Source organism: Shigella sp. SIG3, assembly GCF_053555855.1.
The window spans coordinates 1-22839 of sequence record NZ_JBQZXE010000059.1 but is presented as its reverse complement, the minus strand read 5'-3'; the positions used below and the strand labels follow the sequence as shown (position 1 = coordinate 22839).

At 48.5% G+C, this 22839-nt stretch carries 18 protein-coding genes, 6 pseudogenes and 1 riboswitch; of the genes and pseudogenes, 17 read left to right on the top strand and 7 right to left on the bottom strand.

Annotated elements, in window-relative coordinates:
* Positions 1–52 precede the first annotated feature (52 nt).
* Both ACUU1I_RS12210 and metG read right to left on the bottom strand, forming a co-directional pair.
* Positions 53–244, bottom strand: a pseudogene (locus ACUU1I_RS12210) (WGR domain-containing protein); the annotation flags it as partial.
* A 140-nt stretch (positions 245–384) separates the two neighbouring features.
* Positions 385–2418, bottom strand: a complete 2034-nt coding sequence (metG, locus tag ACUU1I_RS12205) for a methionine--tRNA ligase (RefSeq protein WP_005049047.1) — start codon at positions 2416–2418, stop codon at positions 385–387.
* A gap of 131 nt (positions 2419–2549) precedes the next feature.
* On the opposite strand from metG, the gene apbC reads away from it, so the two are divergent.
* From apbC to ACUU1I_RS12175, 6 genes and pseudogenes are all read left to right on the top strand, one after another.
* On the top strand, positions 2550–3659 hold the full coding sequence (gene apbC / locus ACUU1I_RS12200) for an iron-sulfur cluster carrier protein ApbC (RefSeq protein WP_001005448.1): 1110 nt from the start codon (positions 2550–2552) through the stop codon (positions 3657–3659).
* A gap of 261 nt (positions 3660–3920) precedes the next feature.
* Positions 3921–4202: a YehE family protein gene (locus ACUU1I_RS12195; protein WP_011110605.1), complete on the top strand. Its 282-nt coding sequence runs from the start codon at positions 3921–3923 to the stop codon at positions 4200–4202.
* A gap of 292 nt (positions 4203–4494) precedes the next feature.
* A complete protein-coding gene (locus ACUU1I_RS12190; protein ID WP_000830468.1) occupies positions 4495–5037 on the top strand; it encodes a fimbrial protein in 543 nt (180 codons plus the stop codon).
* A gap of 80 nt (positions 5038–5117) precedes the next feature.
* The gene (locus tag ACUU1I_RS12185) at positions 5118–5792 is read left to right on the top strand and encodes a fimbria/pilus periplasmic chaperone (protein WP_000677392.1); all 675 of its coding nucleotides are present in this window, start codon (positions 5118–5120) and stop codon (positions 5790–5792) included.
* A 15-nt stretch (positions 5793–5807) separates the two neighbouring features.
* The gene (locus ACUU1I_RS12180) at positions 5808–8288 is read left to right on the top strand and encodes a fimbrial biogenesis outer membrane usher protein (RefSeq protein WP_000945432.1); all 2481 of its coding nucleotides are present in this window, start codon (positions 5808–5810) and stop codon (positions 8286–8288) included.
* A 15-nt stretch (positions 8289–8303) separates the two neighbouring features.
* Positions 8304–9337, top strand: a pseudogene (locus tag ACUU1I_RS12175) (putative fimbrial-like adhesin protein).
* 81 nt (positions 9338–9418) lie between these two features.
* On the opposite strand, the gene rcnB reads toward ACUU1I_RS12175, so the two are convergent.
* Complete coding sequence (gene rcnB, locus ACUU1I_RS12170; RefSeq protein WP_000153074.1) at positions 9419–9757, bottom strand: Ni(II)/Co(II) efflux transporter accessory subunit RcnB; 339 nt, start codon at positions 9755–9757, stop codon at positions 9419–9421.
* Positions 9758–9975: 218 nt separating this feature from the next.
* Positions 9976–10818 carry a nickel/cobalt efflux protein RcnA gene (rcnA, locus tag ACUU1I_RS12165; RefSeq protein WP_000134600.1) on the bottom strand — a complete coding sequence of 281 codons (843 nt, stop codon included), beginning with the start codon at positions 10816–10818 and terminating at the stop codon, positions 9976–9978.
* 120 nt (positions 10819–10938) lie between these two features.
* On the opposite strand from rcnA, the gene rcnR reads away from it, so the two are divergent.
* The 5 genes from rcnR to ACUU1I_RS12140 all read left to right on the top strand — a co-directional run bounded on the left by rcnR (position 10939) and on the right by ACUU1I_RS12140 (position 14700).
* On the top strand, positions 10939–11211 hold the full coding sequence (gene rcnR, locus ACUU1I_RS12160) for a Ni(II)/Co(II)-binding transcriptional repressor RcnR (RefSeq protein WP_000019944.1): 273 nt from the start codon (positions 10939–10941) through the stop codon (positions 11209–11211).
* Between the two features lie 91 nt (positions 11212–11302).
* A riboswitch (TPP riboswitch) is annotated at positions 11303–11399 on the top strand.
* 34 nt (positions 11400–11433) lie between these two features.
* Positions 11434–12222, top strand: a complete 789-nt coding sequence (gene thiM, locus ACUU1I_RS12155; protein ID WP_001195611.1) for a hydroxyethylthiazole kinase — start codon at positions 11434–11436, stop codon at positions 12220–12222.
* Positions 12219–13019: a bifunctional hydroxymethylpyrimidine kinase/phosphomethylpyrimidine kinase gene (thiD, locus tag ACUU1I_RS12150; RefSeq protein ID WP_000822274.1), complete on the top strand. Its 801-nt coding sequence runs from the start codon at positions 12219–12221 to the stop codon at positions 13017–13019. Before thiM ends, thiD begins: the two co-directional genes overlap by 4 nt.
* 64 nt (positions 13020–13083) lie before the next feature.
* Positions 13084–13902 (top strand): glycoside hydrolase family 25 protein, encoded by an 819-nt coding sequence (locus ACUU1I_RS12145; protein WP_005069468.1) that lies wholly within the window; start codon positions 13084–13086, stop codon positions 13900–13902.
* 51 nt (positions 13903–13953) lie between these two features.
* Positions 13954–14700, top strand: a complete 747-nt coding sequence (locus ACUU1I_RS12140) for a GntR family transcriptional regulator (RefSeq protein ID WP_000434038.1) — start codon at positions 13954–13956, stop codon at positions 14698–14700.
* Here ACUU1I_RS12140 and ACUU1I_RS12135 read toward each other — a convergent pair.
* The 3 genes and pseudogenes from ACUU1I_RS12135 to ACUU1I_RS12125 all read right to left on the bottom strand — a co-directional run.
* Positions 14674–15639 carry a carbohydrate kinase family protein gene (locus ACUU1I_RS12135; RefSeq protein WP_000011983.1) on the bottom strand — a complete coding sequence of 322 codons (966 nt, stop codon included), beginning with the start codon at positions 15637–15639 and terminating at the stop codon, positions 14674–14676. The two genes, ACUU1I_RS12140 and ACUU1I_RS12135, sit on opposite strands and share 27 nt — an antisense overlap.
* Positions 15636–16639, bottom strand: a pseudogene (locus ACUU1I_RS12130) (ADP-ribosylglycohydrolase family protein). Before ACUU1I_RS12130 ends, ACUU1I_RS12135 begins: the two are co-directional and overlap by 4 nt.
* A pseudogene (locus tag ACUU1I_RS12125) lies at positions 16636–17112 on the bottom strand (MFS transporter); the annotation flags it as partial. The pseudogenes ACUU1I_RS12125 and ACUU1I_RS12130, both read right to left, overlap by 4 nt.
* 153 nt (positions 17113–17265) lie before the next feature.
* Between ACUU1I_RS12125 and fbaB the strand changes: the two are divergent.
* The 6 genes and pseudogenes from fbaB to ACUU1I_RS12095 all read left to right on the top strand — a co-directional run.
* Complete coding sequence (fbaB, locus tag ACUU1I_RS12120; RefSeq protein ID WP_000129573.1) at positions 17266–18318, top strand: class I fructose-bisphosphate aldolase; 1053 nt, start codon at positions 17266–17268, stop codon at positions 18316–18318.
* Between the two features lie 307 nt (positions 18319–18625).
* A complete protein-coding gene (gene gatY / locus ACUU1I_RS12115) occupies positions 18626–19480 on the top strand; it encodes a tagatose-bisphosphate aldolase subunit GatY (protein ID WP_005069458.1) in 855 nt (284 codons plus the stop codon).
* A 28-nt stretch (positions 19481–19508) separates the two neighbouring features.
* Positions 19509–20776: pseudogene (gatZ, locus tag ACUU1I_RS12110) on the top strand (tagatose-bisphosphate aldolase subunit GatZ).
* Positions 20777–20785: 9 nt separating this feature from the next.
* The gene (gatA, locus tag ACUU1I_RS12105; protein ID WP_000182919.1) at positions 20786–21238 is read left to right on the top strand and encodes a PTS galactitol transporter subunit IIA; all 453 of its coding nucleotides are present in this window, start codon (positions 20786–20788) and stop codon (positions 21236–21238) included.
* Between the two features lie 30 nt (positions 21239–21268).
* Positions 21269–21553, top strand: coding sequence for a PTS galactitol transporter subunit IIB (gene gatB / locus ACUU1I_RS12100; RefSeq protein WP_000823288.1), 285 nt, complete (start codon positions 21269–21271; stop codon positions 21551–21553).
* A 3-nt stretch (positions 21554–21556) separates the two neighbouring features.
* A pseudogene (locus ACUU1I_RS12095) lies at positions 21557–22839 on the top strand (PTS galactitol transporter subunit IIC); the annotation flags it as partial.

Below are 22839 nucleotides of genomic sequence, written 5' to 3'. Positions count from 1 at the left end.
TCTGATGCCATTCTATTTCAGGAAGGAGTGTCCGTTAAACTCAGGCTACTTCATACCCCTTCTTCACCTTCTCCGCAATCAGCTTCAGTTCCGCTTTTTCCGCCGCCGCAGCATCTGAAAAACTTTTTATCTGACTTTGCCCTTTGGTGCCAACTTTTCCCCAACTGATATGCAACTCGTTTCCCTGTTGCTCCACCGTCCAGAATTTATGTGATTTTTCGTCCTGATAGATAAAGTGTCTCATTCTGCATCCCTGTAATTTTATCCAGTTGAATGCAGATGCTACCAGTATTTATACGGGTTAGAGAGAGACAAAATCGCAAGAAAACAACTTTAGGAATTTATAAAGAAAAGGCGCTGTCGATGCAGCGCCTTGAAGGGGGATTATTTCACCTGATGACCCGGTTTAGCACCGGCATCCGGGCTTAGCAGGAAAATATCTTTCCCGCCAGGACCGGCAGCCATCACCATGCCTTCAGAGATACCGAAGCGCATTTTACGTGGTGCCAGGTTAGCCACCATAATGGTGTGACGACCAATCAGTGCCTGCGGATCCGGGTAAGCAGAACGAATACCGGAGAAGACATTGCGTTTTTCACCGCCGAGATCCAGCGTCAGGCGCAGCAGTTTGTCAGAACCTTCAACAAACTCTGCGTTTTCGATCAGCGCCACGCGCAGGTCAACTTTGGCGAAGTCGTCAAAGGTGATGGTTTCCTGAATCGGATCATCTGCCAGTGGGCCAGTAACTGGCGCGGTAGTGGCTTTCACTTCTTCTTTAGAGGCTTCCACCAGAGCTTCAACCTGTTTCATATCGATGCGGTTATACAGCGCCTTGAACGGATTCACTTTGTGGCCCAGCAGCGGTTGCTGGATACCATCCCAGGTCAGTTCCGTATTGAGGAAGGCTTCTGCACGCTCGGTCAGTTTCGGCAGTACCGGCTTCAGGTAAGTCATCAGCACGCGGAACAGGTTGATGCCCATTGAGCAAATCGCCTGCAGGTCAGCATCGCGACCTTCCTGTTTTGCGACTACCCACGGAGCCTGCTCGTCGACATAGCGGTTAGCCAGGTCAGCCAGTGCCATGATTTCGCGCACTGCTTTACCAAATTCACGGCTTTCCCACGCTTCACCAATCACTTCAGCGGCATCGGTAAAGGTTTTGTACAGCTCAGGGTCAGCCAGCTCGCTTGCCAGCACACCGTCAAAACGCTTGTTGATAAAGCCCGCATTACGGGAGGCCAGGTTAACCACTTTGTTCACGATATCGGCATTCACACGCTGAACGAAATCTTCCAGGTTGAGATCGATATCATCAATGCGCGAAGAGAGTTTCGCAGTGTAGTAGTAACGCAGGCTGTCAGCGTCAAAATGATTCAGCCAGGTGCTGGCTTTAATAAAGGTGCCGCGAGACTTGGACATCTTCGCGCCGTTCACCGTCACATAGCCATGAACAAACAGGTTGGTCGGCTTGCGGAAGTTGCTGCCTTCCAGCATGGCAGGCCAGAACAGGCTGTGGAAGTAAACGATATCTTTACCGATGAAGTGGTACAGCTCGGCGGTGGAGTCTTTCTTCCAGTATTCATCGAAGCTTACGCTGTCGCCGCGCTTGTCGCACAGATTCTTGAAAGAACCCATGTAGCCAATCGGTGCGTCCAGCCAGACGTAGAAATATTTGCCCGGCGCGTTCGGAATTTCAAAACCAAAGTATGGCGCGTCGCGGGAGATATCCCACTGTTGCAGGCCGGATTCAAACCACTCCTGCATTTTGTTTGCCACCTGCTCCTGCAACGCACCGCTGCGGGTCCATGCCTGCAGCATTTCGCTGAAAGAGGGCAGATCAAAGAAGAAGTGTTCAGAATCACGCATCACTGGTGTAGCACCAGAAACCACCGATTTCGGCTCGATCAATTCAGTCGGGCTGTAGGTCGCGCCGCAGACTTCGCAGTTATCGCCGTATTGATCCGGGGATTTACATTTCGGGCAGGTGCCTTTCACAAAACGGTCCGGCAGGAACATGCCTTTTTCCGGATCGTACAGCTGAGAGATGGTGCGGTTTTTAATAAAACCGTTTTCTTTCAGGCGAGAGTAGATAAGTTCTGACAACTGGCGGTTCTCTTCGCTGTGCGTCGAGTGATAGTTGTCATAGCTGATGTTAAAGCCTGCGAAATCAGTCTGATGCTCCTGACTCATTTCGCCAATCATCTGCTCCGGGGTGATACCGAGCTGCTGAGCTTTCAGCATGATCGGTGTACCGTGGGCATCGTCGGCGCAGATGAAGTTGACCTCGTGGCCGCGCATTCGCTGGTAACGGACCCAGACATCAGCCTGGATGTGCTCCAGCATATGGCCGAGGTGGATTGAGCCGTTAGCGTACGGCAGTGCGCACGTCACCAGAATTTTCTTCGCGACTTGAGTCATAGTAGGCATTACTTCTTAATAGTGAAAAGGGGTTAGATAGTACCAAATGGGAAAATGTTAAGTAAGTACTTCTCTATATTCTTCAGGTAAACTATCAGCTGATGGTTTATCTATACAAAAAAGGAGTCGGGATGAACGAACAATCCCAGGCCAAATCACCAGAAGCCTTGCGCGCAATGGTCGCCGGGACACTGGCCAATTTTCAGCACCCAACCCTGAAGCATAACCTCACCACGCTGAAAGCGTTGCACCATGTCGCCTGGATGGACGACACGTTGCATGTGGAACTGGTTATGCCGTTTGTCTGGCATAGCGCGTTCGAAGAGTTAAAAGAGCAATGTAGCGCCGAACTGCTGCGCATCACCGGGGCGAAAGCTATCGACTGGAAACTGTCGCATAACATAGCCACTCTGAAACGCGTGAAGAATCAGCCGGGAATTAACGGTGTGAAGAACATTATCGCGGTGAGTTCCGGTAAAGGCGGCGTGGGTAAATCGTCCACGGCGGTAAACCTGGCGCTGGCACTGGCGGCGGAAGGGGCGAAAGTCGGCATTCTGGACGCCGATATCTACGGCCCATCAATTCCCACCATGCTGGGCGCAGAAAATCAGCGTCCAACTTCGCCGGACGGTACCCACATGGCACCGATTATGTCTCATGGCCTGGCAACCAATTCAATTGGTTATCTGGTCACTGACGACAATGCGATGGTGTGGCGTGGACCGATGGCGAGCAAGGCGTTAATGCAGATGTTGCAGGAAACCTTGTGGCCGGATCTCGACTATCTGGTGCTTGATATGCCGCCAGGCACCGGTGACATTCAATTGACGCTGGCGCAAAACATTCCAGTAACTGGTGCAGTCGTGGTCACCACCCCGCAGGACATCGCGTTGATCGATGCGAAAAAAGGCATTGTGATGTTCGAGAAAGTCGAGGTTCCGGTGCTCGGTATTGTCGAGAACATGAGTGTGCATATTTGCAGTAACTGTGGTCACCATGAACCGATTTTCGGTACCGGTGGTGCAGAGAAACTGGCTGAAAAATACCATACACAGCTGCTGGGGCAGATGCCGTTACACATCTCCTTACGTGAGGATCTCGATAAAGGCACGCCAACGGTTATCAGCCGTCCGGAGAGCGAATTTACCGCTATCTACCGCCAGCTGGCTGACCGCGTTGCAGCTCAGCTCTACTGGCAGGGTGAAGTCATTCCTGGCGAGATTTCCTTCCGCGCGGTCTAACGCCTATTAACCATTCTGGTTATTCTTCATACATCGCAGAGATGTTATATTGATGCGGTGTATTTGTTTTTGCCGCATTAATGAACACTTATTTAATACTGCGAATATTCTGCGGACCTTCGTCCGAAACTCTACAAAGTCGAGTGATCGTACAGGCAATGCTTCATTATCATCCTTCGTGCTGTGTAGTGGATGTACAGCTATAGTTTGTTATGCACTCATTCTATCCAGGCATAACCTTTACTACAGGGATAACGTTCAATGAATAAGTATTGGCTGTCAGGAATTATTTTTCTTGCCTATGGATTGGCTTCTCCCGCAGTCTCTTCAGAGACTGCCACATTAACGATTAATGGCAGGATCAGTCCCCCAACATGCAGTATGGCTATGGTTAATAGTCAACCACAACAGCATTGTGGTCAGTTAACGTATAATGTTGACACCCGTCATCAGGTTTCTTCGCCCGTCAAAGGTGTTACGACAGAAGTGGTTGTTGCAGGTAGCGATAGCAAACGTCGAATCGTGTTAAATCGCTACGATTAATTTGGCAACCTGATTTTAATTGCATTTAGAAAGACGAAATCATTTATATAAATGATTTCGTCTTTTTTATTGATATCAACAATACCATTTACATAAATCTACATTAATTAATAGATGTGATAAATATTTAATATTCTTAAGTATTTGTTGTATTTATATTGCATTGGTTAATTTGTTTTAAATCAATAAAACAATATGTTTACATTGCGGCAGCTTTTTTGATGTGAGAAATTTGTTTCCAAGAGATACAGACTCTTAACAACCAAAAATAAATTTTATTAAGGAACATATTATGAAACGTTCAATTATTGCTGCCGCTGTCTTTTCTTCTTTTTTTATGAGCGCTGGAGTATTTGCTGCAGACGTTGATACCGGAACATTAACCATTAAAGGAAATATTGCAGAATCTCCGTGTAAATTCGAAGCGGGTGGTGATTCAGTAAGTATTAATATGCCGACTGTACCAACCACTGTCTTTGAAGGTAAAGCTAAATATTCTACCTATGATGATGCAGTCGGTGTAACCAGCAGCATGTTAAAAATTAGCTGCCCGAAAGAAGTTGCTGGTGTAAAACTCTCGTTGATCACAAACGACAAAATAACCGGTAACGATAAGGCGATAGCCAGTAGCAACGATACCGTGGGTTACTATCTCTATTTAGGTGATAACAGCGATGTCCTAGATGTTTCTGCACCTTTTAACATTGAGAGTTATAAAACAGCAGAAGGTCAATATGCTATTCCGTTTAAAGCAAAATACCTGAAACTGACAGATAACTCAGTGCAATCAGGTGATGTGTTATCTTCTCTGGTTATGCGTGTAGCGCAGGATTAATAAATAAAATTGCAAGTTTCTCCAGGTAATAAACATGGCCGCTATCCCCATGGCGGCTTTTTAATTTAAGAGGCATTAAGATGAAAGGATTATTATCTTTACTCATTTTTTCTATGGTCCTTCCTGCACATGCCGGAATTGTTATCTACGGGACGCGCATTATTTACCCGGCAGAAAATAAAGAAGTTATGGTGCAGTTGATGAACCAGGGAAATCGTTCTTCGCTGCTGCAGGCGTGGATTGATGATGGCGATACGTCGTTACCACCAGAAAAAATTCAGGTTCCTTTCATGTTAACGCCACCAGTGGCAAAAATAGGGGCAAATTCAGGGCAGCAAGTAAAAATCAAAATTATGCCGAATAAACTGCCCACTAATAAAGAAAGCATTTTTTATCTGAATGTTCTGGATATTCCACCAAATAGTCCAGAGCAAGAAGGCAAGAATGCACTGAAGTTTGCGATGCAAAACAGAATTAAGTTGTTTTACCGGCCAGCGGGTATTGCTCCGGTAAATAAAGCGACCTTTAAAAAGTTACTGGTAAATCGCAGTGGCAATGGATTGGTGATAAAAAATGACTCAGCTAATTGGGTGACGATTTCGGATGTCAAAGCTAATAATGTTAAAGTCAATTATGAAACTATTATGATTGCCCCCTTAGAAAGTCAGAGTGTTAATATCAAAAGTAATAATGCAAATAACTGGTATCTGACCATTATCAATGACCACGGCAACTATATTAGTGACAAAATTTAATTGCAGGAGCTGCCTATGTTGAGAATGACCCCACTTGCATCAGCAATCGTAGCGTTATTGCTCGGCATTGAAGCTTATGCAGCTGAAGAAACCTTTGATACCCATTTTATGATAGGTGGAATGAAAGACCAGCAGGTTGCAAATATTCGTCTTGATGATAATCAACCCTTACCGGGGCAGTATGACATCGATATTTATGTCAATAAGCAATGGCGCGGGAAATATGAGATTATTGTTAAAGACAACCCGCAAGAAACATGTTTATCAAGAGAAGTTATCAAGCGGTTAGGCATTAATAGCGATAACTTCGCCAGCGGTAAGCAATGTTTAACATTTGAGCAACTTGTTCAGGGTGGGAGCTATAGCTGGGATATCGGGGTTTTTCGTCTCGATTTCAGTGTCCCGCAGGCTTGGGTGGAAGAACTGGAAAGTGGCTATGTTCCACCGGAAAACTGGGAGCGGGGTATTAATGCGTTTTATACTTCTTATTATGTGAGTCAGTATTACAGCGACTATAAAGCGTCGGGTAACAACAAGAGTACATATGTACGTTTTAACAGCGGGTTAAATTTACTGGAGTGGCAACTGCATTCTGATGCCAGTTTCAGTAAAACAAATAACAATCCAGGGGTGTGGAAAAGCAATACCCTGTATCTGGAACGTGGATTTGCCCAATTTCTCGGCACGCTTCGCGTGGGTGATATGTACACATCAAGCGATATTTTTGATTCTGTTCGCTTCAGCGGTGTGCGGTTGTTTCGTGATATGCAGATGTTGCCTAACTCGAAACAAAATTTTACGCCACGGGTGCAGGGGATTGCTCAGAGTAACGCGTTGGTAACTATTGAACAGAATGGTTTTGTGGTTTATCAGAAAGAGGTTCCTCCTGGCCCGTTTGCGATTACAGATTTGCAGTTGGCCGGTGGTGGAGCAGATCTTGATGTTAGCGTGAAAGAGGCGGACGGCTCGGTAACCACCTATCTGGTGCCTTATGCAGCGGTGCCAAATATGCTGCAACCCGGCGTGTCGAAATATGATTTTGCGGCGGGCCGTAGCCATATTGAAGGGGCGAGCAAGCAAAGTGATTTTGTCCAGGCAGGTTATCAGTATGGTTTTAATAACTTATTGACGCTGTATGGCGGCACGATGGTTGCTAATAATTACTATGCGTTTACCCTCGGAACGGGTTGGAACACGCGCATTGGCGCAATTTCCGTCGATGCCACGAAGTCGCATAGTAAACAAGACAACGGCGATGTGTTTGACGGGCAAAGTTATCAAATTGCCTACAACAAATTTGTGAGCCAAACGTCGACGCGTTTTGGTCTGGCGGCCTGGCGTTATTCGTCGCGTGATTACCGGACATTTAACGATCACGTTTGGGCAAACAATAAAGATAATTATCGCCGTGATGAAAACGATATCTATGACATTGCCGATTATTACCAGAACGATTTTGGCCGTAAAAATAGCTTTTCTGCCAATATGAGCCAGTCATTGCCAGAAGGCTGGGGTTCTGTGTCCTTAAGTACGTTATGGCGAGATTACTGGGGGCGTAGCGGCAGCAGTAAGGATTATCAGTTGAGTTATTCCAATAACTGGCGGCGGATAAGCTATACCCTCGCGGCAAGCCAGGCGTATGGCGAGAATCATCATGAAGAGAAACGTTTTAATATTTTTATATCAATTCCCTGTGATTGGGGTGATGACGTTACGACGCCTCGTCGGCAAATATATATGTCTAACTCAACGACGTTTGATGATCAGGGTTTTGCCTCAAATAATACGGGATTATCAGGAACAGTAGGGAGTCGGGATCAGTTCAATTATGGTGTCAACCTGAGTCATCAACATCAGGGAAATGAAACGACAGCTGGGGCGAATTTGACCTGGAACGCGCCGGTTGCGACAGTGAATGGCAGTTATAGTCAGTCGAGTACTTATCGACAGACTGGAGCCAGTGTTTCAGGGGGCATTGTCGCCTGGTCGGGTGGCGTTAATCTGGCGAACCGTCTTTCCGAAACGTTTGCTGTGATGAATGCGCCAGGAATTAAAGATGCTTATGTCAATGGGCAAAAATATCGCACAACAAACCGTAATGGAGTGGTGGTATACGACGGAATGACACCTTATCGGGAAAATCACCTGATGCTGGATGTGTCGCAAAGCGATAGCGAAGCAGAATTACGTGGCAACCGGAAAATTGCCGCCCCTTATCGCGGCGCGGTTGTACTGGTTAATTTTGATACCGATCAGCGCAAGCCCTGGTTTATAAAAGCGTTAAGAGCGGATGGTCAACCATTAACGTTTGGTTATGAAGTCAATGATATCCATGGTCATAATATTGGCGTTGTCGGCCAGGGAAGCCAGTTATTTATTCGCACCAATGAAATACCGCCATCGGTTAATGTAGCAATTGATAAGCAACAAGGACTTTCATGCACAATCACCTTCGGTAAAGAGATTGATGAAAGTAGAAATTATATTTGCCAGTAATAGTCAGGTGGTTCTATGGAAATTCGCATAATGCTATTTATATTAATGATGATGGTTATGCCTGTGAGCTATGCGGCATGTTATAGTGAGTTATCTGTTCAGCACAATTTGGTTGTTCAGGGGAATTTTGCACTTACTCAAACACAAATAGCGACATATGAGCATAATTTTAATGATTCGTCATGCGTGAGTACAAATACTATCACCCCTATGAGCCCATCGGATATTATTGTTGGACTTTATAACGATACCATTAAATTAAATTTACATTTTGAATGGACCAATAAAAACAACATCACGTTGTCAAATAATCAGAGCAGTTTCACCAGTGGTTATTCGGTAACGGTGACACCTGCGGCCAGTAATGCAAAAGTGAATATTTCTGCGGGGGGCGGTGGTTCAGTGATGATTAATGGTGTTGCGACATTATCCAGTGCTTCATCATCGACACGCGGGAGTGCCGCAGTACAATTTCTACTGTGTTTATTAGGTGGCAAGTCATGGGATGCATGTGTAAATAGCTACAGAAATGCATTGGCACAAAATGCAGGTGTCTATTCCTTCAATCTGACATTGTCATACAACCCGATAACCACAACCTGCAAACAGGACGATTTATTAATTACTTTAGACAGTATTCCCGTTTCACAATTACCAGCCACAGGTAACAAAGCAACAATAAATAGTAAAAAAAGGGATATTATTCTGCGTTGTAAAAATTTATTAGGTCAACAAAATCAAACATCACGGAAAATGCAGGTGTATTTATCAAGTTCTGACTTGTTAACCAACAGCGACACAATACTGAAAGGTGCGGAAGATAATGCGTAGGATTTATTCTTGAAAGTAATGGTTCGCCAGTCACACTTTTAAATATCACTAACAGCAGTAAAGGATACACAAATTTAAAAGAAATTGCGGCAAAGTCAAAACTTACAGATACAACGGTTTCAATTCCGATAACAGCCAGTTACTACGTCTACGATACAAACAAAGTTAAATCTGGCGCACTGGAGGCAACCGCATTAATCAACGTGAAATACGACTAATAACAAGCAAGACGAGCAAGTGGCTAATAATAAAAAATAACAAGGTGTCTGCATTTCCCCCTCATGATGAGGGGGCTTTTTTTAGCGATGATAAAAAATCTCACCGTCGTAGGCTTTAATGATTTTACCGTCGGTGTCGCTGATCAACACGTACGCGCCACCCATATAGGTCCAGTGCGTCCCGGCATCAGGCGCGGGCAGGTTACGTAACTGCCACTGCTTAATGTTGTACTCATCGGTGCGGTACATCTCTGGGACGGTATCACCTGGTTTGAAATGCTTAAAGTCAGCAATGAAACTACTTAACTCATACTTAGAAATTCCCGAGGTATTGGTCGAACCCGCGGTGGCTGGTGCGGCCCAGGCGGCACTGGTAACCAGCAAAAGCACACCCAGCAACATCTTATTTTTAATGGTCATAAACTCTCCACTTTGGGGATCTGTAATATCAGTCGCATATCTTTCCTGCCATACAATATAACTGACAAGCGATATTTTGTTAGTGATCCCATGATTTCGTAAAAAGTGTAAATGAAAGGATGCCCTAAAAGCATCCTTAGCGAGCAGAGAGTCAGCGGAAATAGCTGATTTAAGAATCATCCTGGGCTGAAGATAACATGCAAGCCTAAAGGATTGAGTTATCGCATTATGCCCATGAAGCCATGTACGCCCATATACACACCGACTAAGCCAATCAACAGACTGGAAAAATAGGGGGCGCGTTTAGCGAGAGTGTTAAATCCGCTCCAGCGTTTTGCGACCTGCTGAACGCTGATTGCTGCGCCAACGCCTACGGTGACAAGCGTTAACGCCAGGCCAATGCTGAAACTGACGACCAGTGTTGCGCCCAGTGTCAGGGCTTTCAACTGAATGCATATCAACAGCACGGTAATTGCTGCCGGGCAGGGGATAAGGCCACCGGTTAAGCCAAATAACAAAATTTGCCAGTTGATGACCTCTCTACCATCAAAGCGTCGTTTAATGTCATTGGCATGGGCTCGTGCATGGGCATCCTGATACTCGCCATGTTCGTGATGGTGATGATGTCCTTGGTCGTGGTGATGTTCGTGGTCTTGATGATGTTCGTGATGATGGTGATGATGCTCATAATCATGCCCGTGCATATTCTCCAGCCAGTTGCGTTCGCCGCGCCAGGTACGCCAGAACATCCAGAACACGGTGCCAATAATGATCACTGCGGAAATCAGCTGGAGCCACGGTTCTGCTGATTGAGCAGTAAAGCGCTTACTGATCACCATCCCGCCAAAGGCAATCAACCAGACCACCGCGGTATGCGAAATGGTTGCTGCCAGTCCGAGCATCACCGCCTGTTTAATGGTGCCTTTGATGGCGATGATAAACGCCGCCATCATCGTTTTTGAGTGCCCTGGTTCCAGGCCATGAAGCGCACCAAGTAAGATGGCGCTGGGGATGAAGAACCAGGCGTTTCCTTGCTGAAGAAGAGTTGTAAATTCGGTCATGATAATAATTCTTAGTATTAATTCGGCAATCTGATTCTACTCCCCCCCAGTACCTGATACTACCCCCCAGTAGATTAATAGTGCTATGATTTTTCATATTCTTGTTAACCAGGTGTTGCCATGTCTCATACAATCCGTGATAAACAGAAACTGAAAGCGCGTGCCAGTAAGATTCAGGGCCAGGTCGTGGCGCTCAAGAAAATGCTCGACGAGCCGCACGAATGCGCTGCAGTTTTACAACAGATTGCTGCTATCCGTGGAGCGGTAAACGGTCTGATGCGGGAAGTGATTAAAGGTCATCTGACGGAACACATCGTTCACCAGGGGGATGAGCTAAAACGTGAAGAAGATCTGGATGTCGTTCTGAAGGTGCTGGATTCATATATCAAATAATTTATTAACGCGATTGTAAAACTGCCGTTTTTCCTCGTTTACAACGGGTGCGCTGGACATTACCATCCTCCTCTGCGATTTATCATCGCAACCAAACGACTCGGGGTGCCCTTCTGCGTGAAGGCTGAGAAATACCCGTATCACCTGATCTGGATAATGCCAGCGTAGGGAAGTCACGGACCACCAGGTCATTGCTTCTTCACGTTATGGCAGGAGCAAACTATGCAAGTCGACCTGCTGAGTTCAGCGCAATCTGCGCACGCGTTACACCTTTTTCACCAACATTCCCCTCTTGTGCACTGCATGACCAATGATGTGGTGCAAACCTTTACCGCCAATACCTTGCTGGCGCTCGGTGCATCGCCAGCGATGGTTATCGAAACCGAAGAGGCCAGTCAGTTTGCGGCTATCGCCAGTGCCTTGTTGATTAACGTTGGCACACTGACGCAGCCACGCGCACAGGCGATGCGTGCTGCCGTTGAGCAAGCAAAAAGCTCTCAAACACGCTGGACGCTTGATCCAGTAGCGGTTGGTGCGCTCGATTATCGCCGCCATTTTTGTCATGAACTTTTATCTTTTAAACCGGCAGCGATACGTGGTAATGCTTCGGAAATCATGGCATTAGCTGGCATTGCTAATGGCGGACGGGGAGTGGATACCACTGACGCCGCAGCTAACGCGATACCCGCTGCACAAACACTGGCACGGGAAACTGGCGCAATCGTCGTGGTCACTGGCGAGGTGGATTATGTTACCGATGGACATCGTATCATTGGTATTCACGGTGGCGATCCGTTAATGACCAAAGTGGTAGGAACTGGCTGTGCATTATCGGCGGTTGTCGCTGCCTGCTGTGCGTTACCAGGCGATACGCTGGAAAATGTCGCATCTGCCTGTCACTGGATGAAACAAGCCGGAGAACGCGCAGTCGCCAGAAGCGAGGGGCCAGGCAGTTTTGTTCCACATTTCCTTGATGCGCTCTGGCAATTGACGCAGGAGGTGCAGGCATGAAACGAATTAACGCTCTGACGATTGCCGGTACTGATCCGAGTGGTGGTGCGGGGATTCAGGCCGATCTTAAAACCTTCTCGGCACTTGGCGCTTATGGTTGCTCAGTTATTACTGCACTGGTGGCGCAAAATACCCGTGGCGTACAGTCGGTGTATCGCATTGAGCCTGATTTTGTCGCCGCCCAGCTCGATTCGGTGTTCAGCGATGTGCGAATCGATACCACTAAAATCGGTATGTTGGCGGAAACCGATATTGTTGAAGCGGTGGCAGAACGGTTGCAACGTTATCAGATCCAAAACGTGGTACTCGACACCGTTATGCTGGCAAAAAGCGGCGACCCGCTGCTTTCACCTTCGGCGGTTGCTACGCTGCGCAGTCGATTATTGCCACAGGTTTCATTAATAACGCCAAACTTGCCCGAAGCTGCCGCCTTGCTCGACGCGCCACACGCGCGCACCGAACAGGAAATGCTGGAACAAGGGCGATCGCTGTTGGCGATGGGCTGTGGCGCAGTGCTAATGAAAGGTGGTCATCTGGATGATGAGCAAAGCCCGGACTGGCTGTTTACCCGCGAGGGTGAACAACGGTTTACCGCACCGCGCATTATGACCAAAAACACCCACGGCACTGGTTGTACACTCTCTGCGGCGTTGGCTGCACTACGCCCGCGCCATACAAACTGGGCTGACACCGTACAGGAGGCAAAAAGCTGGCTTTCATCGGCGTTAGCCCAGGCCGACACGCTGGAAGTTGGTCACGGTATTGGTCCGGTTCACCACTTCCACGCCTGGTGGTGAGCACCGTACTATAGCTGCTTTGGTTATTGTCAGCCTTTGGCACTGACATTCAGGGATGAAACCAATGCAGCTAAGAATTACCAGTCGAAAAAAACTCACCGCTCTATTATGCGCTCTTGGGCTAATTTCCATCGTTGCAATTTATCCGCGTCAGACGGTGAATTTTTTCTATTCGACAGCAGTTCAGATTACAGACTACATCCACTTCTACGGTTATCGCCCGGTTAAATCTTTCGCTATTCGCATTCCTGCCAGTTACACCATTCACGGATTAGATGTTTCGCGCTGGCAGGAGCGTATCGACTGGCAGCGGGTGGCAAAAATGCGCGACAACGATATCCGCTTACAGTTTGCTTTTATTAAGGCTACGGAAGGCGAAAAGCTGGTGGACCCCTATTTTTCGCGTAACTGGCAATTAAGCCGCGAAAATGGCCTGCTGCGCGGGGCGTATCATTATTTCTCCCCGTCGGTATCCGCTTCAGTTCAGGCGCGATTATTTCTGCAAACGGTGGATTTCTCACAAGGCGATTTCCCTGCCGTGCTGGACGTAGAAGAACGGGGAAAATTATCGGCAAAAGAATTACGCAAGCGGGTAAGTCAGTGGCTAAAAATGGTCGAAAAACGCACGGGAAAAAAGCCGATTATTTACTCAGGAGCCGTTTTTTATCACACCAATCTGGCGGGCTATTTCAATGAATATCCGTGGTGGGTGGCTCACTATTATCAACGTCGTCCGGACAATGACGGCATGGCCTGGCGCTTCTGGCAGCATTCCGACCGTGGACAGGTAGATGGCATCAATGGTCCGGTGGATTTTAATGTGTTTAATGGCACGGTGGATGAGTTGCAGGCATTCGTTGATGGGATTAAAGAAACGCCTTAAATAAGAAGCAGTGATATACTCCCACCAGACTCCCTGGCAGGAAAAAGACAAATGGAACAAGCGCATACCCAGCTGATTGCCCAACTGAACGAGCGTATTTTAGCGGCGGATAACACGCCGCTTTATATTAAGTTTGCCGAAACGGTAAAAAATGCCGTGCGCAGCGGGGTGCTGGAGCATGGCAATATTTTGCCCGGTGAGCGTGATTTAAGTCAGTTAACCGGCGTTTCGCGCATTACGGTGCGCAAGGCGATGCAGGCGCTGGAAGAAGAGGGCGTGGTGACGCGTTCGCGCGGTTACGGCACGCAGATCAACAACATCTTCGAATACTCGTTGAAAGAAGCGAGAGGTTTTTCTCAGCAGGTGGTATTGCGCGGGAAAAAGCCCGATACGCTATGGGTTAATAAGCGTGTCGTGAAATGTCCCGAAGAAGTTGCGCAGCAGCTGGCGGTCGAAGCGGGAAGTGATGTCTTTTTGCTTAAGCGTATTCGCTATGTCGATGAAGAAGCGGTATCGATTGAGGAATCGTGGGTTCCGGCGCATTTAATTCATGATGTTGATGCCATCGGAATTTCTCTTTATGACTATTTCCGCAGCCAGCACATTTACCCACAACGTACGCGTTCCCGCGTTAGCGCCCGGATGCCGGATGCCGAGTTTCAGTCACATATTCAGTTAGATAGCAAAATACCGGTGCTGGTGATCAAGCAAGTGGCGCTTGACCAACAGCAACGGCCTATTGAGTACAGCATTAGCCACTGTCGCAGCGATCTATACGTTTTTGTGTGCGAGGAGTAGTTCCTCGCGCGTTGGCGCACAATCACCGCCCCGATGCCCGACAACCCACGACGCCACTGCATTGCCCAGTAATACGGCATCCGCCAGTGGCAGACCAGAGGCCAGCCCGGCAAGTACGCCACCTGCATGACTGTCGCCCGCCCCAATGGTGTCTACAACTTGCGTTGGAAATGCCCGAATGCAGCCAGAAGCGTCGTTGCTGAAATACCATGCGCCTTCTTTATCGAGACGAACGATCAACGGCGCGGCAAATTTCTCCTGCCATTGCTTGCCAAGTGTTGTTATCTCTGCAGATAAAGCAAAACGTTCGGCGGCAATCTCAGCCTCTTGACGATTGAGTGACACTAAAGGTCGACAGGCCATGATCCGCGCCAGTAATGCGTCCGGGATATCGCCAATACGTGGGCCAAAATCGATAAACGGCGTCACGTCTTGCAGCTTTTCCAGCCATTCCACTAACAATTCGCCGCAGGGCGAGGCCAGTTGATAACCGGAAAAATAGAGCAGGTTGCCAGGCGCAACGGTTAATCGTGCCAACCATTGGCGATTCCATTGATTTTCCACACCGCTGAATGACATAAAAGTGCGTTCGCCATCCGGCTCAACCAGTGCCAGACACCAGCCGTTATCGCTTTCGGCGTTATCGATCAGGCTGATTAACCCCTCTTTCGCCATCCGGTTGCGAATAATCTCCGCCCACACGCCCTGACCGAGCGGCAAGGCATTACCCGCTTCGATGCCGAGGCGCTTTAACGCCACGGCAATATTCAGTGCGCAGCCGCCAACGTTAACGCTCTGCTGTTTCAGTTCGATATCGCACCCACGCCAGGGGAGGGCATAAGCGTCGGCGATCACGTCAATGACCGCCGCGCCGACGACCATCACCGGCTGACGCGTGGTTAATTCAGGCAGCAGTGTGTGTAATCGAGCGCCGCTCATACCGCCTCCCGTTGTTGACGATATTTCTCCAGCGCTGTGGCATAGCGGTTGAAATCAAGCTGATTTACCGCATCCAGCTCCGCCTTTAACGCAGGATCGACAGCGTTAATGCCATGCAACGCGCCGCAAATCGCCGTCGCCATAGCACCTATGGTGTCTGTGTCGCCGCCAAGATTGGCGCACAGGACGGCGCAGCGGTTTGGGTCGGTTTGTGCCAGTTCAACTAGCGCAATGGCGCACGGAACGGACTCAATAGTGCTGGTGCCTGCGCCAACGACCTGGTAAAGCTGTTCGCTGGCGGATTCGGTGCCGTCGGCATTACGCACAATTTTCAGCGCAATCTCCAGACGTGCCGCCAGTGAGGCGCTGAACGTGGTGGTGCGTTTTTGCTGTGCATGTCGCGCAATTGAAGGCAATGAATCAACAATCGCTGACCAGCGTTCTCCGTCAATGGCACGAGAAATCGCCCATGCGATGACTACCGCGCCTGCAACCGCCAGATCGGATTTATGGGTCGGGCTGGACGCCAGCGCCACATCATCAATAAAGGAATCAACATCACGCGCTGGAAGCAAACAACCTAATGGCGAGACGCGCATCGCTGCGCCGTTGGTTACGCCGTTGTTTTCCAGTTCAGCAACGGGTTTACCGTCGCGAATGGCGTTAAGCGCAATCTTCGAGGTCGGACCTAGTACGTTTTTGTTAAAGGCGTCGAAACGCAACGCCCAGTCGAGAATATTACGCCCAATCAGATTCGGATCGATCTTGCCTTCACATTCCAGTAACGCATCCGCCAGACACAGGCCATCGAGGTATCGTCGGTGAATTCGGCGCGGTTAAAATAACAGGCCGCGTTATTCTCCTTTGGTCCAGGCAGAAAACGGTCAATCCAGCCAAAGTGTGCTTTAACGCGGCTGCGTGGCCAAAGCTCGGAGGGCATCCCCATCGCATCCCCTAACGCCTGCCCATAAAGAGCACCGAGAATACGTTCTGTTTTCATTTAACTTCCCCTTGTGTCAACGCAATATCTCGATCATCGACCTTGATAGCCGTAATTTCGTTGTCGGATTCGCGGGAAAAAATCATGAACAGCACGGCGATAATGGCAATCATCACCGCGCCGAAAGTCCACATCCCGGACCAGTTGAAAGTCAGTCCGTTTACCGGTTCCTGATAAGCGAACATCTTTTCCGTCATCACACCGCCAAGACGATAGCCGAGCAAACTGCCGAAGCCCTGGCAGCAGAGCGTGATCAGCCCCTGCGCAGCGGTACGCATATGCACGGGGGCTTTTTTATCGACATAGATGTAAGCGGTAACGTAGTAAAAATCGTAACTTACGCCGTGAAGCAAAATACCGAGGAACAGTAACGCGTAGGTGAAATTGACAGGTAATGTAAGGTACGCGATGACAATACCACATAATAATACCTTTTGAATACCTTTGCGGTAAAAACTTGACCGCGCTAACATTTTTTCTGATGAATCGAGCCAACAGAAAACGCTGAAAAAACATCCAAAAGATGGAAAAACTCGCCCGTAACGACCAGGATTATGATTGCCCGCAAAAGGCGGGCCAGGACAATCCATAGCCGATATCCAATCGGAATTTACGGGAGCATAGTAATGACAGATATTGCGCAGTTGCTTGGCAAAGACGCCGACAACCTTTTACAGCACCGTTGTATGACTATTCCTTCTGACCAGCTTTATCTCCCCGGACATGACTACGTAGACCGCGTGATGATTGACAATAATCGCCCGCCAGCGGTGTTACGTAATATGCAGACGTTGTACAACACCGGGCGTCTGGCTGGCACAGGATATCTTTCTATTCTGCCGGTTGACCAGGGCGTTGAGCACTCTGCCGGAGCTTCATTTGCTGCTAACCCGCTCTACTTTGACCCGAAAAACATTGTTGAACTGGCGATCGAAGCGGGCTGTAACTGTGTGGCATCAACTTACGGCGTGTTGGTGTCGGTATCGCGGCGCTATGCGCATCGCATTCCATTTCTCGTCAAACTTAATCACAACGAGACGCTAAGTTACCCGAATACCTACGATCAAACGCTGTATGCCAGCGTGGAGCAGGCCTTCAACATGGGCGCGGTGGCGGTTGGTGCGACTATCTATTTTGGCTCGGAAGAGTCACGTCGCCAGATTGAAGAAATTTCTGCGGCCTTTGAACGCGCGCACGAGCTGGGCATGGTGGCAGTGCTGTGGGCCTATTTGCGAAACTCCGCCTTTAAGAAAGATGGCGTTGATTACCATGTTTCCGCCGACCTGACTGGTCAGGCGAACCATCTGGCGGCAACCATAGGTGCAGATATCGTCAAACAAAAAATGGCGGAAAATAACGGCGGCTATAAAGCGATTAATTACGGTTATACCGACGATCGCGTGTACAGCAAGTTAACCAGCGAAAACCCGATTGATCTGGTGCGTTATCAGTTAGCTAACTGCTATATGGGCCGGGCTGGGTTGATAAACTCCGGCGGTGCTGCAGGCGGTGAAACTGACCTCAGCGATGCAGTGCGTACTGCGGTTATCAACAAACGCGCAGGCGGAATGGGGCTGATTCTTGGACGTAAGGCGTTCAAGAAATCGATGGCTGACGGCGTGAAACTGATTAATGCCGTGCAGGACGTTTATCTCGATAGCAAAATTACTATTGCCTGATACGCCTCATACGAACAGCACCACCCCGTAGGACGGATAAGGCGTTTACACTGCATCCGGCAACCTATGCCTGATGCGACGCGGAAGCGTCTTATCATGCCTACATAGCACTGCCACGTATGTTTACACCGCATCCGGCATAAAAACACGCGCACTTTGCTACGGCTTCCCTATCGGGAGGCCGTTTTTTTGCCTTTCACTCCTCGAACAATTTTCATATTGTCGTTTTTGTGATCGTTATCTCGACATTTAAAAGCAAATAATTTCATTATTTTTTGAAATCGAAAGCAAACAACAAGATATGAAAATGTACGTGGTATCGACAAAGCAGATGCTGAACAACGCACAGCGCGGCGGTTATGCGGTTCCGGCATTCAATATTCACAATCTCGAAACGATGCAAGTGGTGGTGGAAACCGCTGCCAACCTGCATGCGCCGGTCATCATCGCCGGAACGCCTGGCACATTTACTCATGCTGGTACAGAAAATCTGTTGGCGCTGGTCAGCGCGATGGCGAAGCAATATCACCATCCACTGGCAATTCATCTCGACCATCACACGAAATTTGACGATATCGCTCAGAAGGTTCGTTCTGGCGTGCGCTCAGTCATGATTGACGCCTCGCATTTGCCTTTTGCGCAAAATATTTCACGGGTCAAAGAGGTGGTGGATTTTTGCCATCGCTTTGATGTCAGCGTCGAGGCGGAGCTGGGGCAACTTGGCGGCCAGGAAGATGATGTGCAAGTCAATGAAGCCGATGCGTTGTACACCAACCCCGCACAGGCGCGTGAATTTGCCGAGGCAACCGGGATTGATTCCCTGGCGGTCGCCATCGGCACGGCTCACGGTATGTATGCCAGCGCACCGGTGCTTGATTTTTCTCGACTGGAGAACATTCGCCAGTGGGTGAACTTACCGCTGGTGCTGCATGGCGCGTCAGGATTATCGACTAAGGATATTCAGCAAACCATCAAACTGGGGATATGCAAAATCAACGTTGCAACGGAGCTGAAAAATGCCTTCTCGCAGTCGTTAAAAAATTACCTGACCGAGCACCCCGAAGCGACCGATCCCCGGGATTATTTGCAGTCGGCTAAATCCGCAATGCGCGATGTGGTGAGCAAAGTGATTGCCGATTGTGGCTGCGAGGGCAGGGCATAACGCACCTGCCATTTAACAAGGAAAAAACATGAAAACGTTAATTGCCCGGCATAAAGCTGGTGAACATATCGGCATATGTTCAGTCTGTTCTGCCCATCCGTTGGTTATCGAAGCGGCGCTGGCATTTGATCGCAACAGCACGCGCAAAGTGCTGATTGAAGCAACGTCAAACCAGGTCAATCAATTTGGCGGTTATACCGGAATGACACTGGCAGACTTTCGCGAATTTGTTTTTACGATTGCCGATAAAGTTGGGTTTGCACGCGAACGCATTATTCTCGGCGGCGATCATCTGGGGCCAAACTGCTGGCAGCAAGAAAATGCGGATGCGGCGATGGAAAAATCCGTCGAGCTGGTAAAAGCATATGTTCGTGCTGGCTTCAGTAAAATTCATCTTGATGCGTCAATGTCCTGCGCGGGGGATCCCATACCGTTAGCACCAGAAACGGTTGCGGAACGAGCTGCTGTGCTTTGCTTTGCTTTGCTGCGGAAAGTGTGGCGACAGATTGCCAGCGTGAGCAACTGAGCTATGTCATTGGCACTGAAGTTCCGGTTCCGGGCGGTGAGGCCAGCGCCATTCAGTCAGTACACATCACCCATGTTGAAGATGCCGCCAATACTTTACGTACGCATCAAAAGGCCTTTATTGCCCGTGGGCTGACAGAGGCGTTAACACGTGTGATTGCCATCGTGGTGCAGCCGGGTGTGGAATTTGATCACAGCAATATTATCCATTATCAGCCGCAGGAAGCGCAGGCGCTGGCGCAATGGATAGAAAACACCCGAATGGTTTATGAAGCACATTCTACCGATTACCAGACCCGGACGGCTTATTGGGAATTAGTCCGCGATCACTTTGCAATATTGAAAGTCGGTCCTGCATTAACCTTTGCTTTACGCGAGGCGATATTTGCACTGGCACAAATTGAGCAGGAACTTATCGCCCCCGAAAATCGCAGCGGTTGCCTGGCGGTAATTGAAGAAGTGATGCTCGACGAACCGCAATACTGGAAAAAATATTATCGCACGGGTTTTAACGATTCATTACTGGATATTCGTTACAGCCTGTCGGATCGTATTCGTTATTACTGGCCGCATAGTCGGATTAAAAATAGCGTTGAAACGATGATGGTGAATCTGCAAGGCGTGGACATCCCACTGGGCATGATTAGTCAGTATCTTCCCAAACAATTTGAACGCATTCAGTCCGGGGAATTATCAGCAATGCCGCATCAGCTTATTATGAATAAAATTTATGATGTTTTGCGCGCCTATCGCTACGGTTGTGCGGAATAAGGACGGTATATGACTAACCTGTTTGTTCGTAGCGGAATTTCTTTTGTCGATCGTAGCGAAGTTTTAACCTATATCGGTAATGAGATGCTCGCGAAAGGTGTGGTTCATGATACCTGGCCACAGGCATTAATTGCCAGAGAAGCAGAATTCCCTACCGGGATAATGCTTGAGCAGCACGCCATTGCAATACCGCATTGTGAGGCGATTCATGCTAAGTCGTCAGCCATTTATCTGTTAAGGCCAACAAATAAAGTTCATTTTCAGCAAGCGGATGATGATAACGACGTGGCGGTATCGTTGGTTATTGCGTTGATTGTGGAAAATCCGCAGCAGCAATTGAAACTTTTACGCTGTTTATTTGGCAAGTTACAACAGCCCGATATCGTCGAGACACTAATTACTCTTCCTGAAACTCAGTTAAAGGAATACTTCACAAAGTATGTTTTAGATTCAGACGAATAAATCCCTCTGTAACAATAAAAAGGACTATTTATGAAACGCAAGATTATTGTCGCTTGCGGAGGCGCGGTTGCGACCTCTACGATGGCGGCGGAAGAAATTAAAGAGTTGTGTCAGAGTCATAATATTCCTGTTGAATTAATCCAGTGTCGGGTTAATGAAATAGAAACCTATATGGATGGTGTGCATTTGATATGTACCACTGCCAGGGTGGATCGTAGTTTTGGCGATATTCCGTTAGTTCACGGCATGCCTTTTGTTTCTGGTGTCGGTATCGAAGCATTACAAAATAAAATTCTGACTATCTTACAGGGGTGACCTATGTTTTCAGAAGTCATGCGTTATATTCTCGACCTCGGCCCTACAGTGATGCTGCCGGTTGTCATCATTATTTTTTCTAAAATATTAGGCATGAAGGCAGGCGATTGCTTTAAAGCGGGTCTGCATATCGGGATTGGCTTTGTTGGCATTGGCCTTGTGATTGGCTTAATGCTGGATTCCATTGGTCCGGCGGCGAAAGCGATGGCGGAAAATTTCGACCTGAATCTGCATGTGGTCGATGTCGGCTGGCCGGGCTCTTCACCAATGACCTGGACGTCGCAAATTGCGCTGGTGGCGATTCCGATTGCGATATTGGTTAACGTGGCGATGTTACTGACCCGTATGACGCGGGTGGTAAATGTTGATATCTGGAATATCTGGCATATGACCTTCACCGGCAGCGTTGCTGCACCTGGCAACCGGTTCATGGATGATAGGGATGGCGGGTGTGGTAATTCACGCGGCGTTTGTTTATAAGCTCGGCGACTGGTTTGCCCGCGATACCCGAAATTTCTTTGAGCTGGAAGGTATTGCTATTCCGCACGGTACGTCGGCGTATATGGGGCCGATTGCGGTGCTGGTCGATGCTATCATCGAGAAAATCCCAGGCGTTAACCGAATTAAATTTAGCGCCGACGATATTCAGCGCAAATTTGGCCCTTTTGGCGAACCTGTCACCGTGGGTTTTGTGATGGGGCTGATTATCGGCATCCTCGCGGGTTACGATGTCAAAGGTGTATTGCAGCTGGCGGTAAAAACGGCGGCAGTTATGCTGCTGATGCCACGGATGATTAAACCCATCATGGATGGTTTAACGCCCATCGCTAAGCAGGCCCGTAGTCGTTTACAGGCGAAGTTCGGCGGTCAGGAGTTCCTGATTGGCCTGGATCCCGCATTACTGCTGGGGCATACGGCGGTGGTATCGGCAAGCCTGATTTTTATTCCGCTCACCATTTTAATTGCTGTTTGTGTTCCGGGTAATCAGGTACTGCCGTTTGGCGATCTTGCCACTATCGGCTTCTTCGTGGCGATGGCGGTCGCGGTGCATCGTGGAAATCTGTTCCGCACCTTAATCTCGGGTGTCATCATTATGAGCATCACCCTGTGGATCGCGACGCAAACTATTGGTTTGCACACCCAACTGGCGGCTAATGCTGGGGCGTTAAAAGCCGGGGGTATGGTGGCTTCAATGGATCAGGGCGGTTCTCCCATTACCTGGTTACTGATTCAGGTTTTCTCCCCGCAAAATATTCCCGGTTTCATTATTATCGGCGCAATTTATC

Bases quoted from the DNA above. Each gene is read 5' to 3' on its own strand.
- metG (WP_005049047.1), bottom strand. From the start codon at position 2,418: ATGACTCAAGTCGCGAAGAAAATTCTGGTGACGTGCGCACTGCCGTAC.
- apbC (WP_001005448.1), top strand. From the start codon at position 2,550: ATGAACGAACAATCCCAGGCCAAATCACCAGAAGCCTTGCGCGCAATG.
- ACUU1I_RS12195 (WP_011110605.1), top strand. From the start codon at position 3,921: ATGAATAAGTATTGGCTGTCAGGAATTATTTTTCTTGCCTATGGATTG.
- ACUU1I_RS12190 (WP_000830468.1), top strand. From the start codon at position 4,495: ATGAAACGTTCAATTATTGCTGCCGCTGTCTTTTCTTCTTTTTTTATG.
- ACUU1I_RS12185 (WP_000677392.1), top strand. From the start codon at position 5,118: ATGAAAGGATTATTATCTTTACTCATTTTTTCTATGGTCCTTCCTGCA.
- ACUU1I_RS12180 (WP_000945432.1), top strand. From the start codon at position 5,808: ATGTTGAGAATGACCCCACTTGCATCAGCAATCGTAGCGTTATTGCTC.
- rcnB (WP_000153074.1), bottom strand. From the start codon at position 9,757: ATGACCATTAAAAATAAGATGTTGCTGGGTGTGCTTTTGCTGGTTACC.
- rcnA (WP_000134600.1), bottom strand. From the start codon at position 10,818: ATGACCGAATTTACAACTCTTCTTCAGCAAGGAAACGCCTGGTTCTTC.
- rcnR (WP_000019944.1), top strand. From the start codon at position 10,939: ATGTCTCATACAATCCGTGATAAACAGAAACTGAAAGCGCGTGCCAGT.
- thiM (WP_001195611.1), top strand. From the start codon at position 11,434: ATGCAAGTCGACCTGCTGAGTTCAGCGCAATCTGCGCACGCGTTACAC.
- thiD (WP_000822274.1), top strand. From the start codon at position 12,219: ATGAAACGAATTAACGCTCTGACGATTGCCGGTACTGATCCGAGTGGT.
- ACUU1I_RS12145 (WP_005069468.1), top strand. From the start codon at position 13,084: ATGCAGCTAAGAATTACCAGTCGAAAAAAACTCACCGCTCTATTATGC.
- ACUU1I_RS12140 (WP_000434038.1), top strand. From the start codon at position 13,954: ATGGAACAAGCGCATACCCAGCTGATTGCCCAACTGAACGAGCGTATT.
- ACUU1I_RS12135 (WP_000011983.1), bottom strand. From the start codon at position 15,639: ATGAGCGGCGCTCGATTACACACACTGCTGCCTGAATTAACCACGCGT.
- fbaB (WP_000129573.1), top strand. From the start codon at position 17,266: ATGACAGATATTGCGCAGTTGCTTGGCAAAGACGCCGACAACCTTTTA.
- gatY (WP_005069458.1), top strand. From the start codon at position 18,626: ATGTACGTGGTATCGACAAAGCAGATGCTGAACAACGCACAGCGCGGC.
- gatA (WP_000182919.1), top strand. From the start codon at position 20,786: ATGACTAACCTGTTTGTTCGTAGCGGAATTTCTTTTGTCGATCGTAGC.
- gatB (WP_000823288.1), top strand. From the start codon at position 21,269: ATGAAACGCAAGATTATTGTCGCTTGCGGAGGCGCGGTTGCGACCTCT.